Here is a 15,505-nt window from a genome sequence, read left to right as displayed (position 1 = left end):
ATCCCCTGGGATGACTGTCCGCTCCTGGCCGAAAGCTGCCACTGCCATGAGGGTTACTGTGCTGCCTACCAACTTCCATAAGGAATGCCGAAACGCTCGATGTAGCGTTTGGATTTTTCGGATTGCGGGTAGTAGTGTCCACCGGATTTACCTAGATGAGGCCCCAACGGTTCCACCTCAGCCTGGGCACGGGCAACTTTGACGGCGTTGTTGCAACTATCCCGCACCCAAACTTGTACGATCCCACCCGGCGCCAGGTCCAAGTGCATAAGCGCCATGTAAGAAGCGGGATAGTCTGGGGTTTCCGGACAGCGCCGTACGGTCGATGTATGCATGATCTGCCGGGCATCGTCCGGTATGTCTACCCAGACCCGGTAGGTTTGCGGTTCCACGATGGATTGCCAGCGCACAAAGACACGTTTGGGTAAATCAGCACCAACGACCGCTTTGCCAATCCCCGCTGACCCTCCCCACCCCCCCGCCAACCCTTCTTCCTTTTCCGGGGTGCCATTGGCGCTCGGAGCAGTGCCACCGCTTACACGGCGGAATAGCCTGCCATGGATATCTTCCACCTCGACGGTTTCCACCCACACCGTCATATAGGCGGGCTCGCGAAAGCTGATGTTCCACCACGGCGAGTGCGGGTCTCGCTCACCCGACAATGGATCAATGGCTTGGCAGCCACTCAGTAACAAAATGCCCAGCAGGGCTCCTAGAATTCGCATCTCTAGTAATGTTCAGTTCGGTACATGAAGTATGTACGTGCTGTGCACCCACCGTATGGGCATTGATGAATTTCAACTTGCCACAAGAGCGGCTACCAACTTCCATAAGGGATGCCGAAACGCTCGATGTAGCGTTTGGATTTTTCGGATTGCGGGTAGTAGTGCCCCCCGGATTTACCTAGATGAGGTCCCAACGGCTCCACCTCGGCCTGGGCTCGAGCGACTTTGATCGGACGATGACATTCGTCACGCACCCAGACTTGCACAATACCGCCGGGAGCAAGGCCTAAGCCTACTGTCTCCATATAGGATGAATCGCTTTCAGGCTGTTCTGGGCAGCGTCGAGCGGTTGATCTGCGCATGATCTGCCGGGCTTCTTCCGGTATTTCAATCCAGACTCGATAGGTTTGCGGTTCCACCACCGACTGCCAACGCACGAAGATACGTTTGGGTAGATCGGCACCAACCACAGCCCGGATATTCCCGCCGGGCCCAGCCCAGCCACGCGCGGACTCGGTACCATCCTCAGGCTCTGCCATACCGACAGCACCTCCGCTGCCGTGTTGAATTAGCTGTTCATTAATATCTAGCACTGCGCTGTGCTCGACCCAGCCCACCATGTATGGCGGCCCTGAAAAGTCGAGACTCCACCACGGCGAGTGCGGGTCTCGCTCGCCCGACAACGGGTCCATGGACTGGCAGCCACTCAACAAAATGCCCAGCAGGGCTCCTAGAATTCGCATCTCTAGTAATGTTCAGTTCGGTACATGAAGTATGTATGTGCTGTGCACTCACCATATGGACATTGATGAATTTCAACTTGCCACAAGAGCGGCTACCAACTTCCATAAGGGATGCCGAAACGCTCGATATAACGTCTGGATTTTTCGCTGACCTTGTAAGCGTAGCGGCCTCCGTTATTGCCTTGGTCAGGTCCAAGCGGCTCCACCTCGGCTTGGATACGGGCGACTTTGATGGCGTTGTTGCAACTATCCCGCACCCAAACTTGCACGATCCCACCCGGCGCCAGCCCCAAGTGCATAAGCGCCATATAGGAAGCGGCGTCGTCTGGGGTTTCCGGACAGCGCCGTACGGTCGATGTGCGCATGATCTGCCGGGCATCGTCCGGTATGTCTACCCAGACCCGGTAGGTTTGCGGTTCCACGATGGATTGCCAGCGCACGAAGATACGTTTGGGTAAATCAGCACCAACGACCGCTTTGCCAATCCCCGCGAACCCTCCCCACCCCTCCGCCAATCCTTCTTCCTTTTCTGGAGTGCCATTGGCGCTCGGAGCAGTGCCACCGCTTACACGGCGGAATAGCCTGCCATGGATATCTTCCACCTCGACGGTTTCCACCCACACCGTCATATAGGCGGGCTCGCGAAAGCTGATGTTCCACCACGGCGAGTGCGGGTCTCGCTCGCCCGACAATGGATCAATGGCTTGGCAGCCACTCAGTAACAAAATGCCCAGCAGGCTCCTAGAATTCGCATCATCGTAACGTCCACTCCGGTACATGAGAATGTTGCACGCGCTGTGCATCCGCCGTAGGGGCATTGATGAATTTCAATTTGCCACCGGTGCGCGGTGTATTGCCTTGCAGCCTTGCAGGCGGGTTCCAGTGGGCCGATACATGGATGTACTTCAGTTTGAGCAGCACATCATCGGCCGGCGTGGTGCTGTAGTCGCCGGCAACGAATCTGTCGCATAAGGTCTGAAGCTCTGTTGGTAACTTGTATTCGGATTTGTCCGGAATCTCGTCAAAGCGCACGCCCTTCTGCTTAGCCAACTCATACATCACCCGCAGATACACTCGCGACAGCTCGCCACGTACCGGCCGCTTGAGTTGCAATGCCGCATATACCCGCTTTTGCCTCGGGGCATTGCGGTCCTGATTGGCGGGTAGCAGTTTCGGCTCAGGGGTAATGATTTCCAGCATTTCGGCGGGCCAGCCCTTGGCGAGCCATTGAGCCCGCGCCTGTTCGGCGTCGCGGTAGATGGACGTGTTCGTCACATCGATATGCAGCGCAACATCCAGTGCCTGCATCGGGCTGATCAACAGGCATTCCTCCGCTTCGGGCAGATAGCCGCCGCCGATATCCGAGTGAGCACCGGGCAGGGTGATTTCCGAATGGTCGGGCTTGACCCGGCTCAGGGCGAAGTTGGCGCGATACTCGTCGCGCGCTACCAGATGCACCACGGAGGAGAAATACTTGCGTGGCAGATACAGCCTGAGTCCCGGCACCACCGAGCTGCGCACATTGCCCAGGTTGGTCAGCCCGGCAACGGATGCCACGGTGTCGAACAACCCGATAAAGCCCATGTTGATATCGCGCTGGTACTGGTCAATGAAGAAAGGACTGAACGCCTTTTCATTGCTAAGTAGCATGTCCCTCAGCGGCCCATGCTTGCCCTGTACGACCCCATTGGCAAAATGCCGCGCCGCCGCCGCCCCCCGGCTGAAGCCGAAGGTATCGAAGGTCAGATGAGAGATTTCGATATCGGGATTTTCTCTGAGGAAAAGGCCAGTGCTGCGTTTAATTGAGCTGAAAGCCTTGTATACCCGTTCGGCTATCCCCGTCTCGCCGCGGCCAAGCCCTGAACCGACAAGGCTGTCCTGCTCACCCGCCGAGGTGCCGATGCCGTCGATATAGACCTTGAGAAAGGCCTGTTTCTGCTCGCCATCCCCTTCCGGGACCCGCGACTCATGATAGAGAAACCACAGCCTATGCACGTTGGTGACATCGTTGCCATAGCTGCTGTCCGGGTCGGACATATAGGGTTTGCAACTGGCATCCAGGTCCGCCGGAGCGATCGGATGCTGGGCGCCACAGAGCAGGCCGGTGGCCGTATTGCTGGCATTGTTGCCGGTGCCGTCGAAGAACACGCCGATACGCAAGGCGACCCGGGTCTTGCTGGGCGTTGGTGATGGCTCCCTGCCGTATTTTTCGTATGCCTCCCAGCGTTCCCGATGGATGTTCACCAGCGGTTGCTGCTCACCGCTGCGTTTTGCGGTGGACCGTCTCTCACGGGGAGGGTTGGGCAAGGCAGGCCGACATACATGCGGCATTACGTGATCGCAGGCTTTTTCCCAATCGCTTTTTCCACTCATTCCTTGATCCTTGCTGATCCTATGCGTCTGGCGTAAGCCCAGCTCCAAGGCTGGAACCTTGCCGTAAGCGTTCGGCCAGGCGCAATCGGAAGTATCCGATCCATGTGCCAATTCGCAGTAAAAGCCCGATCTGCGCAACAACTTGCGCAGATCGGGTAGGCATCTGGCATATGGCTTATGCCACGGGCTCAGAGTTTCAGGCAGGTCTTCCTGGCCTGGTGGTTGCCGCCAGAAGGCGAGCACAGGCGCTGGTGTACCCGGCAGAGAAAGCCGATCTCGAAGGCACGGCGCTGGGCTCCGGTGGGTAGCGCGTCGCGCTCGAGGATCAGGCCGGCCCACAGCCAGCCGCTGTCGTCGTTGCCCAGCCAGGCCTGGGCGCTGGCCACGCCCTTGTCGAAGGCTGATGGCAGTTCACCGGCCACTTGATCACCGCGCCGCGGTGGCCATCGTGGCCCGGCAGGTAGCTGGTGCTGGGTTTATTCATCCTCTTCCCTCCCTGCTGCCTGTGCCAACGAGCTGCGGTACAGCACCACCACATCGTTGAGCAGTTCTCGGGCGTGGCTGCACGTCTCTCGCAGCGACTCTTCGTCGGAGCTGGATGCTGCCGAACGCGCCAACAGGGAGAACAGCCTGTGCAGCATCGCTACCCGCAACTCGGCCGCAATCTGGAAATAGCAGGCGGAGGGATCCAGGCAGGTAAGGGGGTCGACACGCTTGGGGAAGGGAATCACCGTGGAGGTGGTTTTAGCCATGGCGCACCTCCAGAACGGAGGTATACGACAAGATGAAGCGCCCAAGGTGGAGCCCTTGGGTAAAAGGTGGATAGCGCATTTTCCTTATGCTCCTTGGCTTGATTAAGGAGCCGTCACCCGCCGTTGTCACGCGGTTTGGGTGGCGGACCGTACGGGGGTGACAAACCGGCAACCAAGGACGCCGGCCAGGCCGAAGCCTGCCCCGCACGGCCCACCATAGAAATGCGATAGCCGGGCACAAAAAAAGCGCCGGCTATTCAGCTATGGCGCTACCGCGCCTTGGTTGAGTCGGGTTGTCACGCCCGGCCACGGGATTGACCGTGACCGGCGCACTCTAGCCCGGCGAGCCGCAACGGGCAAGACCAATCAGACATGGCCCCGCAGGGATGTAAGCTGTTCAGATAAGCACGGAGAGTACTTGTAGGAGCGCGCCATGCACGCGAATCGCGGGCGTGGCCCGCTCCTACAGATCCAACATCCAGCTTCAGTCGTTAAGTGAACAGCATTACCCGCAGGGGTGGGCGTGTTCACCGGCTCGTTGCGGAGTACGGCAAACCGGGGCATTCGCCCGGAGGAAACGGAACCGCTACGGCCAAACGAGTGGTCTGGCGATCCGCCCGGTGGAAAAGGCTGCGCCGTTTTTCACCCTGCGGCCGATGCGTGTGCCGTCAGGTCAGCGGCGTCATCACGGCGCGCTGGTAGGCGGTGCGCTGCCGTAGGCGCTGGTACCACGCGCGCAGGTGTGGATGGTCGGGGCGCTCGATGGGCAATTCGAACCAGGCGTAGGCGAAGCAGCCGAGCGGAATGTCGCCCATGCCGAAGTCGGCACCGGACAGGTACGGCTGCCCGGCCAGGGCGGCGTCGGCGATGGCGAGCAGATCGCCGCACTCCTGCAGCGCGGCCGTGACCGCGGCCATGTCGCGCTGCTCGGGCGCGGTGCGCACGATGTTCCAGAACACCACCCGGAACGGTGCCGCCAGGGACGAGGTCACCCAGTCCATCCACTTGTCCGCCTCGGCCCGCTGGCGCGGGTCGGCGTTCCACAGCGCCGGCTCGCCATATTGTGCCGCCAGGTAGCGGACGATGGCGTTGGATTCCCAGAGCACCAGCTCGCCGTCTTCCAGGCAGGGCACCAGGCGGTTCGGGTTCTTGGCGACATACTCCGCGTCGCCAACGACGCCGAAGGCGCCGCCGGCATCGATGCGGGTATAGGAAAGGCCAAGCTCTTCCAGGCACCAGAGCGCCTTCTTCACGTTGGTCGAATTGGTTCGGCCCCAGAGCTTCAACATGCGATCACCCTATCCATCCAGTCGAACATGAACCCTAGCCGCAGAACGTGCGTTAGTGCCAGCCCGGCGATTGGTCGTTCAGCGCTTCTTCTTCGCCGGCTTCGCCCCACCCAGGCTCGGCACCTTGCGGATCGGCCGGGCGTTGGGCTTTTCGTTCTCGTCGAACCAGTTGCCGAGGTGGATCTTGCCCTTGCCGGGCACCTCCTTGGGCTTTTTCGGTTTCTTGGGCTTCTTGACGATCTGCCCGCCGAGGGTGGTGGTCGGCACGCGATGATCGGGCACGAAACCCGGTTCGTCGTGGCGCGGCAGCACCTGCTTGATCAGCGTCTCGATGGCGGCGAGCTGGTCGACCTCGTCGGCGCTGACCAGCGAGATCGCCTCGCCCGTGGCGCCGGCGCGGCCGGTGCGGCCGATGCGGTGCACGTAGTCCTCGGCGACGGTGGGCAGGTCGAAGTTGACCACCTGCGGCAGGTCGTGGATGTCCAGCCCGCGCGCGGCCACGTCGGTGGCCACCAGGATGCGCACCTCGCCGGCCTTGAAGCGCTCCAGCGCGCGCAGGCGCGAGGCCTGCGGCTTGTCGCCGTGGATCGCGTCGCTGGCGATGCCCTGCGCCTGCAGCTCGTCCACCAGTTGGTCGACGCCCTTGCGCGTCTTGACGAATACCAGCACCTGGCCCCAGCGCCGTTCCGCCAGCAGGTGCAGGAACAGCTCGCCCTTGCGCTTCTTGTCCACCGGCACCAGCCACTGCTTGACCGTCTTCGCCGCAGCGTTGCGCGGGCTGACTTCGATGGACAGCGGGTCGCGCAGCAGCGCGCGGGCCATCTGGCGGATGGCGTCGGAGAAGGTCGCGGAGAACAGCAGGGTCTGGCGCTTTTTCGGCAACGCGCAGAACAACTGCTCCAGCTCGTCGGCGAAGCGAGGTCGAGCATGCGGTCGGCCTCGTCCAGCACCAGCGCCTGCAACTGGGCGAAGCCCACGGCGTTCTGCCGGTACAGATCGAGCAGCCGGCCGGGGGTGGCCACCAAGACGTCGATGCCCTTGCGCAGCGCCATCATCTGCGGGTTGATGCTGACCCCGCCGTACACCGCGTAGGTGCGCAGCGGCAGGTTCTGCCCGTAGGCGCGAAAGCTCTCGTGGACCTGTTCGGCCAGCTCGCGGGTCGGCACCAGCACCAGCGCGCGCACCGAATTGCTCGCCACCTTGGCGCCTTCCATGCTCAGGCGCTGCAACAGCGGCAGGGCGAAGCCGGCGGTCTTGCCGGTGCCGGTCTGCGCCGCCGCCATCAGGTCGCGGCCCTTGAGCACGGCGGGAATGGCCTCGGCCTGGACCGGCGTCGGCGTGCGGTAGTCGAGGGTGTCCAGGGTCCGCAGCAGCGGTTCGATCAGGCCCAGGGAGGCGAAGGTCATGGCAGGCTCGCAGCGCCGGTTCGGCGGGATGAAAACCGCGAAGTCTAGCAGCTGGCCGCGCTGCACCCTAGGCAAGCACAACGCGGCCGGAACGGCGCGTCAGTCGCCGCGCAGCAGTTCGAGCAGCGCCCGCGCGGCCGGTTCGGACGAAGCCGGGTTCTGCCCGGTCACCAGCAAACCGTCGACCTGGACGTGGGGCTCCCAGTCGGCGCCCTTGCTGTAGAGGCCGCCACGCGCCTGCAGGCGGTCCTCCAACAGGAACGGCACCACCTCGCTCAGCTCCACCGCCGCTTCCTCGCCATTGGTGAAGCCGGTGACGCGCTTGCCCTTGACCAGGTACTGGCCATCCTTGCCGCGCACCTCGGTCAGCGCCGCCGGTGCGTGGCAGACCGCGGCCACCGGCTTGCCGGCCCGGACGAAGGATTCGATCAGCGCGATCGAGGTCGGGTTTTCGACCAGATCCCACAGCGGCCCGTGGCCACCGGGAAAGAACAGCGCATCGAAGTCTTCCACCGAGACTTGATCCAGCCGGTAGGTGTTGGCCAGCAGGGTTTGCGCCTCACCATCGCCGTTGAAGCGTTGGGTCGCCTCGGTCTGGGCGTCGGGCTCGTCGCTCTTGGGATCGAGCGGCGGCTCGCCGCCCAGCGGCGAGGCCAGCACGACCTGCGCGCCGGCATCGCGAAAGACGTAGTACGGCGCGGCGAATTCCTCCAGCCAGAAGCCGGTCGGCTTGCCGGTATCGCCCAGCCGGTCGTGGGACGTGAGCACGATAAGAATCTTCATGGAGCCTCCCTTGTCGATGCGCAACCTGAACAAGTTCAGACTCCCGCACGGCGAACAATGCTCCGTTGCCGCCTCGCGCCCATGAAAAAAAAAGGGCGCCGCAGCGCCCCTTTTCCAACCACCGCACATCAGGTGCGCAGCGGCCCGGCTCAGCGCCCGGCCAGTGCCGGCACCACCCGCGGCCGCAGCAGCTCGCCGGCGATGGTGAGCACGCCGATCACGCCGGCGATCCAGTACCAGCGCGCCAACGGGTCGAAACCCAGCCAGCCGAGGGCATGCAGGAACACCATCAGGATCAGCACCGGGCAGACGTAGCGCACCATGAACAGCCACAGCGCGTAGCCCAGCGGCGGCAGGGCCAGTTCGTCGCGCATGATCTCGCTGCGCAGCGCGTAGCCCGCCAGCAGCACGGTGAAGATCCCGCCCAGCGGCATCATCCAGCGCGAGGTCAGGTAATCCAGCCAGTCGAAGAAGTTCTTGCCCATCGGCGTCCAGCCCGACAGCAGGTTGAACGAGAGCATCGCCAGCAGGCTGATCACCAGCAGCACCGCGCCGGAACCGATGGCCGCCTTCATCCGCGAGATGCCGTGCTTCTCGTTGAGGTAGGCGACGGTGGCCTCGATCATGGAGATCGCCGAGGTCAGCGCGGCGATCGAGACCATGGCGAAGAACAGCACGCCGAAGGCGGTACCGAACGGCATCTGCTGGAAGGCCAGCGGCAGGCTCATGAAAATCAGGCCAGGGCCGGCGGTCGGGTCCATGCCGTTGGCGAAGATGATCGGGAAGATCGCCAGGCCCGCCAGCAGCGCCACGCAGGTATCGGCGATGGCGACCATGAAGGTGGTGCGGGCGATGGACTGGTCATCCGGAATATACGAGCCGTAGGTGAGGATCGCGCCGGACGCCAGGCTGAGGGTGAAGAAGGCGTGGCCGAGCGCGGCCAGCAGCGCCTCGCCGGTGATCTTCGAGGTATCGAAGCTGAACAGGAAGGCGAAGCCTGATCGAAACCGCCACTGGTTACCGCATAGCCGACGAGGATCAGCAGCAGCACCGCCAGGCCCGGCATCATCCAGCGCACGGCGTTCTCGATGCCCTTCTGCACGCCTTTGGCGACGATCCACAACGTCAGCAGCGCGACCAGCAGGCTCCAGCCACCGAGTTCCCAGGGGTTGGCGTTGTGTGCCTCGAATACCCCGCCCAGCGCCTCGACGCTGGTGGCGGCCAACGAGCCGTCGAGCATCTTCAGCGTGTAGGCGAAGGCCCAGCCGGCGACCACGACATAGAAGCAGAGGATCAGGAAACCGGCCGTCATGGCCATGCCACCCACCGCCTTCCACAACGGATTGCCATTGTTCTCGCGGACCACCCGACCGATGGCGTCGATCGGGCTGCCACGGCCGCGGCGGCCAATGGCGATCTCGCACATCATCACCGGCACGCCGATGGCGAGGATGCACAGCAGGTACATCAATACGAAGGCACCACCGCCGAATTCACCGGTGATGTAGGGGAATTTCCAGATGTTGCCCAGGCCCACGGCCGAGCCGGTTGCCGCGAGGATGAAACCCCAGCGCGAGAGCCAGAGGTTCTTCGGTTTTTCACGAGTCATACGTCACCTGTTTGTTGTTATCTGTGACGGGATCGGGACCGTCGCGCAGGGCGCGGCGGCGTGCAAGGCGGATTCAGTCGTTCATTGAGCGTCGGGCTGCACCTCCGGCGCGGCCTGCTGGAAGGCCGGAAGCGTCTCGCAGCGTGCGACGATCTCGAGAATGCGTGGATACGCCGCGAGGTCACAGGCAAAACGGCGCGCATTGTATACCTGCGGAACCAGGCACGCCTCCAGGTAACCTGGCCGGTTGGTCAGTGAAAGCTTGTCACCAAAGGTTTCCAGCCCTTGCTCCACCGCCGCCAGTCCCTGCGCGACCCAGTGCCGGTACCAGGCGTTCTTCGCCTCGTCGTCGACGCCCAGTTCGGCACTGAGGTACTGCAGCACGCGCAGGTTGTTCAGCGGATGGATCTCGCAGGCGATGTGCATGGCCAGCGAGCGCACCTGGGCGCGCTCGACCGGATCGGCCGGCAACAAGGCCGGCACCGGAAACACCTCGTCGAGGTACTCCAGGATCGCCAGCGACTGGCTGATGCGCGTGCCACCGTTGGCTTCATCGACCAGCAACGGCACCAGCTGCTGCGGGTTGAGGGCGCGGTAGTCGGCCGCACGCTGCTGGCCGCCATCCTTCACCAGATGTACCGGCACCTGCCGGTAGGCCAGGCCCTTCAGATTCAGCGCGATGCGCACCCGGTAGGCGGCACTGGAGCGCCAGTAGCCGTAGAGCGTCAGCTCAGTGCTCATAGCGCTCGACCTGCTGATCGATGGCGCCGAAGATGCTCTGCCCGGCGGCGTCGAACATCTCGATGCGCACCCGGTCGCCGAACTTGAGGAACGGCGTCTTCGCCTCGCCGTGCTCGATGACCTCGAGCATGCGCTTCTCGGCCAGGCAGGACGAGCCGGCACTGCGATCGTAGTTCGACACCGTGCCCGAGCCGATGATGGTCCCGGCGCCCAGCGGACGGGTGCGCGCGGCGTGGGCGACCAGGGTCGGGAAGTTGAAGGTCATGTCGGTGCCGGCATCCGGCTGGCCGAACAGCTGACCGTTGATGTGCGAGACCAGCGGCCGGTGCACCTTGCCGTCGCGCCAGTTCTCGCCCAGCTCGTCCGGCGTCACCGCCACCGGCGAGAAGCTCGACGACGGCTTGCTCTGGTAGAAGCCGAAGCCCTTGGCCAGCTCGCCGGGGATCAGGTTGCGCAGCGACACGTCGTTGACCAGCATCAGCAGCTGGATATGCGAAGCCGCCTGGGCCGGCGTCGCGCCCATGGGCACGTCGTCGGTGATCACCGCCAGCTCGCCTTCCAGGTCGATGCCCCAGGCCTCGTCGGCCAGGCGGATCGGGCTGTGCGGCGGGATAAAGGCATCGGCGCCGCCCTGGTACATCAGCGGATCGTGCCAGAACGATTCCGGCATCTCGGCGCCGCGCGCCTTGCGCACCAGCTCGACGTGGTTGACGTAGGCGCTGCCGTCGGCCCAGTGATAGGCCCGCGGCAACGGGCTGTGGCAGTCGGCCTGCTCGAAGGCGAAGGCGCCCTGCTCCAGCCCGTCGTTGAGACGCTGGTAGACCGCCTCCAGCTTTGGCTTGCAGTAGTTCCAGTCGTCCAGCGCGGCCTGCAGCGTGGCAGCGATCTTCGGCACTGTCACCGCCTCGGTGAGATCACGGGAAACGACGACGAGCACGCCGTCGCGGCCCTGGTTGAGGGATGCGAGTTTCATCAGGATTCCTTGCCCGGCGCGCGCCAGGAGTTGACGTATTCGGGGACATCGACGGCAGCGGCGGCCTCGCCGACTTCCAGTGCGCGACGGGTGTCGATCATCACCGCCACCTCGTCGGCGAAGGTCGCCGGGTCGTCCTGCGCCTTCTTCAGCGCCTTCGGATGCGGCCCGTGAGGGAAGCCGCAGGGGTGGAAGGTCACCATGCCCTGTTCGATGTTGTCGCGGCTGAAGAAGTTGCCGCGGTGGTAGAACAGCACTTCGTCGTAGTCGTCGTTGTTGTGGAAGAACGGCACCTTCAGCGCACCCGGGTCGGATTCCACCGGCCGCGGCGTGAAGGTGCAGACCACGAATCCGTTGGCGACGAAGGTGGTGTGAGCAGATGGCGGCAAGTGGTAGCGATGGCTCATCAGCGGGCGGATGTCGCGCCAGTTGAGCCTTACCACGGTGTTGTCGCCGTGCCAGCCGACCACGTCCAGCGGGTTGTACGGGTAGGTCACGGTGGTGATCTGGTTGCGCCGCTTGATGCGGATCTGCCAGGGGCTCTCGTCCTGCTGCGCGCGGAAGGCGTCGTCCAGGCGCGGATGGTCGAGCACCGCGGCGTCGAAGATCGCGTGCGGGCCGACCAGGCCTTTTTCCGGCAGCTGGTAGGCGCCGTCGGTGTTCTCGATCAGGAGCATGAACACCGGCTGCGTCGCCTCGATGCGCCAGGCGGTGCCACGCGGGATCATCAGGTAGTCGCCGTCGCGAAATTCCAGGTGGCCGAAGTCGCAGTAGAAATGCCCGGCGCCCTCGTGGATGAACAGCAGTTCATCGCCGTCGCCGTTACGCACCAGATGGCGCATGGCGCCGTTGGTCTTCCACAGGCGCAGCTTGACGTCGGCGTTGTGCAGCGCCAGCGGCGCCTGCAGCGGGCAGTCGCCTTCGCTGGGGATCTGATTGAAGTTGAAGGCGTGCGGGCGCAGCGGGCCTTCCCAGTCGATCCAGCCGGTCGGCGGATGCCTGTGATGCAGGTGCGAAGCCGGGCCGAAGAAGCCTTCGCGGCCCATTTCGCGCTCGTAGGTGCCCTGCGGAAAATCGCAGTGCGCCTGACGCGAACTCTCACCCTCGCGGATGGGGAAACTGATCCATTTGCGGCTCATGTGCCTCTCCTCGTGGTACCGCGTGATCTCAATGGCGAAGCTGTGGGTGCCGGTGCGTAGGGAGGTGTCGCGTAGGGTGGAAGACTGCGAAGCATCTTCCACGCGTCTGAACCGGATCGGACCCATGCGGGCCCGTTGTTCCCGCTATACGCGTGGATGTGCTTCGCGACATCCACCCTACCCACACCCACCCTGGTCCTGGCGCCGACTTACTCGTCCGCCTTGATCACGCCGCGGCGCAGCTGGTCTTCCTCGATGGATTCGAACAGCGCCTTGAAGTTGCCTTCGCCGAAGCCCTGGTTGCCCTTACGTTGGATGATTTCGAAGAAGATCGGACCGATCACCGTGTTGGTGAAGATCTGCAGGAGGATGCCGTCATCCCCCGGCGCACCATCGATCAGCAGGTTCAGCTCGCGCAGCTGGTCGAGCGGCTCGCCATGCCCCGGCACGCGGCTGTCGACCTTCTCGTAATAGGTGTCCGGGGTGGTCATAAAGTCCACGCCGTTGGCCCGCAGCTGGCGCACGGTGGCGTAGATGTCGTCGGTGGACAGCGCGATGTGCTGGATGCCCTCGCCGTGGTACTCGCGGATGAATTCCTCGATCTGCGACTTGTCGTCGGCCGACTCATTGATCGGGATGCGGATCTTGCCGCAGGGCGCGGTCATGGCACGGGAGAACAGGCCGGTCAGCTTGCCCTCGATGTCGAAATAGCGAATCTCGCGGAAGTTGGCGATGCGCTCGTAGAAACCGGACCAGACGTCCATCTGCCCGCGACGCACGTTGTGGGTCAAGTGGTCGATGCTCATCAGGCCGACGGCGTTGTCGTTCGGCGTACGGCCCTCGATGAACTCGAAGTCGACGTCGTAGATGCTCTTGTCGCCATAGCGGTCGACGAGATACAGCAGCGAGCCGCCGATGCCCTCGACACAGGGGATGTTCAGTTCGCCGAAGTTGGCGTGGCTGCCGACCAGCTTGGCGCCCTGGGATTCGACGTAGGCAGCGGCCTGCGCGGCGTTCTTCACCCGGAAGGCCATGGCGCAGGCGCTCGGCCCGTGCTTTTCGGCGAATTCGTGGACGTGCCCGGTGGGGCTGCCGTTGAGCACGATGTTGATGTCGTGCTGCTGGAACAGCCAGACGTCCTTGGAACGGTGCTTGGCAGTTTCGGTAAAACCCATCTGGGTGAACAGCGTGCGCAGCTGCTCGATGCCTTCGGCGTTCGGCGCGGTGAATTCGACGAACTCGAAGCCGTCGGTGCCGATGGGATTGTGCTGCTCGATCTTGTTCACGGCGTTCATTTCGCCTCCTGATTATTGTTGTGAGGACTGCCGTTGCACGGCTTGGCTGGGCCCATCACACCCCAGCGGGTGGCCGTGGACAATCCCGCTTTACGAGCGCGGAAGGCTGCTGCTGGCGGGTCGGCTGTCAGTATTTCCTTACAGTGCCGTCAGTGACGGAAAACCTGGCCCGGCGGCTTGCCAGGCGTAACGAAAAGCTGACAATCCGGTGCGACAAGCTGCCGCAGTCTTGGTGCCGCACATGCTGTGGAACGGTGGAAAAGCGCTTTGCGCGTTTTCCACCCTACGCCCGAACGGAGCGGGCGCAGGGTGGACCTGGAGGCGTGCGCGCGCGCCGGCGAAGGTGCCGGCCGCGAGGCTGGTTTTATCGGTCATTGCGGATTCCTGCTTGTTGTTTTTGTCAGGGATGGTGCGAACGAACGGAGCGGGCGCGGCGCTGGCGATCAGCGCCCGCCGCCCCGCTCAGCGAAGACCGGCGCGCTCGGGCGACCGGCCATGTGCCGTCATGAAGCCTGCCGCTGGAGGGTCGCGACCTGCGGCGCGCCACCGGCCTGCAAGCGCTCGAGCGCCAGGCGGTCGGCGATCACCGAGGTGCATTCGCCGCTGGCGGCGGCCCGCTCGAAGATCTCGCGCAGCGTGCTGGCGATGGCGTTCACATGGGCATCGATCTGCGCGGCGCCGCCGCCGTTGCGCTGGTAGTAGACGTCGATGATGCCGCCGGCGTTGATCGCGTAGTCCGGCGCGTAGAGCTGGTTGCGCCGTTGCAGTTCGACGCCGATCTCGGCGCTGGCCAGCTGGTTGTTGGCCGCCCCGGCGATCACCGGCGCGCGCAGTACGTCCAGGGTCTGCTCGTTGAGGATGCCGCCCATGGCGCAGGGCGCGAAGACGTCCACATCGAGACCGTAGATGTCCTGCGGGCGCACCACGTTGGCGCCCAGCTCGTCCATCGCCTGCTTGACGTTGGCATCGAAGATGTCCGCCACCCACAGTTCGGCACCAGCCGCCTTCAGGTGCCGCGCCAGCCCCAGGCCGACATGGCCGACGCCCTGGATCGCCACCTTCAGCCCGGTCAGCTCGTCGCGACCGAGGCGCTGGCGCACCGCTTCCTTGAGGCCGACGAAGACGCCGTAGGCGGTGGACGGCGACGGGTCGCCGCTGGCGACGCTGCCGTCGAGCAGGGTGCGCGGCGTGGCGCCGACCACATGGCGGGTGCGCTGGGCGAAGGCCTGCATTTCGGCATCGCCGGTGCCGGAGTCGGCGGCGGTGATGTAGCGCCCGCCGAGGCTGTCGACGAAGTCGCCCATGGCGTGCAGCAGCGCCTGGTTCTTGCCGGTATGCGGGTCGCCGATGATCACCGCCTTGCCGCCGCCGAGCTTGAGCCCGGCCAGCGAGGATTTCAGCGTCATCCCGCGCGACAGGCGCAGCACATCGCGCAGGGCGTCGTCGTCGTTGGCGTAGGGGAACATCCGGCAGCCGCCCAGCGCCGGGCCCAGGCGTGTGTCATGGATGGCGATGATGGCTTTCAGACCCGACGCCTGGTCATGGCAGAAGACCACCTGTTCGTGGCGGTCGAAGTCGGGATGCGCGAAGACGGACATTTGGGTTACCTCGTTCGTTGTTATTGGATTCAGGGCCTTGCTGTCGGGCCCCTTTGAAAACGGTTGTGGCTAAAAAGCA

Annotated in this window: 14 protein-coding genes and 2 pseudogenes; all 16 read right to left on the bottom strand. The window is 63.9% G+C overall.

All coding sequences use genetic code 11. From position 1 onward, the window contains the following. Nucleotides 1-65: 65 nt before the first annotated feature. A complete protein-coding gene (locus tag BAY1663_RS23900; RefSeq protein ID WP_128576300.1) occupies nucleotides 66-725 on the bottom strand; it encodes a DUF2931 family protein in 660 nt (219 codons plus the stop codon). A 92-nt stretch (nucleotides 726-817) separates the two neighbouring features. Beyond that, nucleotides 818-1,468: a DUF2931 family protein gene (locus tag BAY1663_RS23895; RefSeq protein ID WP_128576298.1), complete on the bottom strand. Its 651-nt coding sequence runs from the start codon at nucleotides 1,466-1,468 to the stop codon at nucleotides 818-820. A 92-nt stretch (nucleotides 1,469-1,560) separates the two neighbouring features. Beyond that, nucleotides 1,561-2,247 carry a DUF2931 family protein gene (locus BAY1663_RS13970; RefSeq protein ID WP_051497147.1) on the bottom strand — a complete coding sequence of 229 codons (687 nt, stop codon included), beginning with the start codon at nucleotides 2,245-2,247 and terminating at the stop codon, nucleotides 1,561-1,563. Next, nucleotides 2,222-3,799: a DUF2235 domain-containing protein gene (locus BAY1663_RS13965; protein ID WP_037041878.1), complete on the bottom strand. Its 1,578-nt coding sequence runs from the start codon at nucleotides 3,797-3,799 to the stop codon at nucleotides 2,222-2,224. Before BAY1663_RS13965 ends, BAY1663_RS13970 begins: the two co-directional genes overlap by 26 nt. Nucleotides 3,800-4,029: 230 nt before the next feature. Further along, entirely contained in the window at nucleotides 4,030-4,263 is a 234-nt protein-coding gene (locus tag BAY1663_RS13960) for a LasR-specific antiactivator QslA (protein ID WP_177325808.1), read from the bottom strand. Nucleotides 4,264-4,317: 54 nt separating this feature from the next. After that, the gene (locus tag BAY1663_RS13955; protein ID WP_037041850.1) at nucleotides 4,318-4,593 is read right to left on the bottom strand and encodes a hypothetical protein; all 276 of its coding nucleotides are present in this window, start codon (nucleotides 4,591-4,593) and stop codon (nucleotides 4,318-4,320) included. A 668-nt stretch (nucleotides 4,594-5,261) separates the two neighbouring features. Beyond that, entirely contained in the window at nucleotides 5,262-5,882 is a 621-nt protein-coding gene (locus BAY1663_RS13950) for a glutathione S-transferase family protein (RefSeq protein ID WP_037041847.1), read from the bottom strand. Between the two features lie 78 nt (nucleotides 5,883-5,960). Further along, nucleotides 5,961-7,288 (bottom strand): annotated as a pseudogene (locus BAY1663_RS13945) (DEAD/DEAH box helicase). A gap of 99 nt (nucleotides 7,289-7,387) precedes the next feature. Further along, the gene (locus tag BAY1663_RS13940; protein ID WP_037041845.1) at nucleotides 7,388-8,071 is read right to left on the bottom strand and encodes a type 1 glutamine amidotransferase domain-containing protein; all 684 of its coding nucleotides are present in this window, start codon (nucleotides 8,069-8,071) and stop codon (nucleotides 7,388-7,390) included. Between the two features lie 149 nt (nucleotides 8,072-8,220). Then, a pseudogene (locus tag BAY1663_RS13935) lies at nucleotides 8,221-9,680 on the bottom strand (sodium-dependent transporter). A gap of 81 nt (nucleotides 9,681-9,761) precedes the next feature. Next, complete coding sequence (gene maiA / locus BAY1663_RS13930) at nucleotides 9,762-10,421, bottom strand: maleylacetoacetate isomerase (protein ID WP_037041843.1); 660 nt, start codon at nucleotides 10,419-10,421, stop codon at nucleotides 9,762-9,764. Then, a complete protein-coding gene (locus tag BAY1663_RS13925; RefSeq protein WP_037041840.1) occupies nucleotides 10,411-11,394 on the bottom strand; it encodes a fumarylacetoacetate hydrolase family protein in 984 nt (327 codons plus the stop codon). Before BAY1663_RS13925 ends, maiA begins: the two co-directional genes overlap by 11 nt. Then, nucleotides 11,394-12,533, bottom strand: coding sequence for a homogentisate 1,2-dioxygenase (locus BAY1663_RS13920; protein WP_037041838.1), 1,140 nt, complete (start codon nucleotides 12,531-12,533; stop codon nucleotides 11,394-11,396). The genes BAY1663_RS13925 and BAY1663_RS13920 overlap by 1 nt, the downstream gene beginning before the upstream one ends. A 209-nt stretch (nucleotides 12,534-12,742) precedes the next feature. Next, nucleotides 12,743-13,828 carry a 4-hydroxyphenylpyruvate dioxygenase gene (hppD, locus tag BAY1663_RS13915; protein WP_037041835.1) on the bottom strand — a complete coding sequence of 362 codons (1,086 nt, stop codon included), beginning with the start codon at nucleotides 13,826-13,828 and terminating at the stop codon, nucleotides 12,743-12,745. Between the two features lie 138 nt (nucleotides 13,829-13,966). Beyond that, a complete protein-coding gene (locus BAY1663_RS23890; RefSeq protein WP_128576296.1) occupies nucleotides 13,967-14,203 on the bottom strand; it encodes a hypothetical protein in 237 nt (78 codons plus the stop codon). Between the two features lie 128 nt (nucleotides 14,204-14,331). Continuing rightward, complete coding sequence (locus BAY1663_RS13910; RefSeq protein WP_037041833.1) at nucleotides 14,332-15,426, bottom strand: Glu/Leu/Phe/Val dehydrogenase dimerization domain-containing protein; 1,095 nt, start codon at nucleotides 15,424-15,426, stop codon at nucleotides 14,332-14,334. Nucleotides 15,427-15,505 lie beyond the last annotated feature (79 nt).

The organism is Pseudomonas sp. BAY1663 (genome assembly GCF_000582595.1).
Lineage (GTDB): Bacteria > Pseudomonadota > Gammaproteobacteria > Pseudomonadales > Pseudomonadaceae > Stutzerimonas > Stutzerimonas stutzeri_AF.
This window is presented reverse-complemented; position numbering and strand designations above follow the sequence as displayed.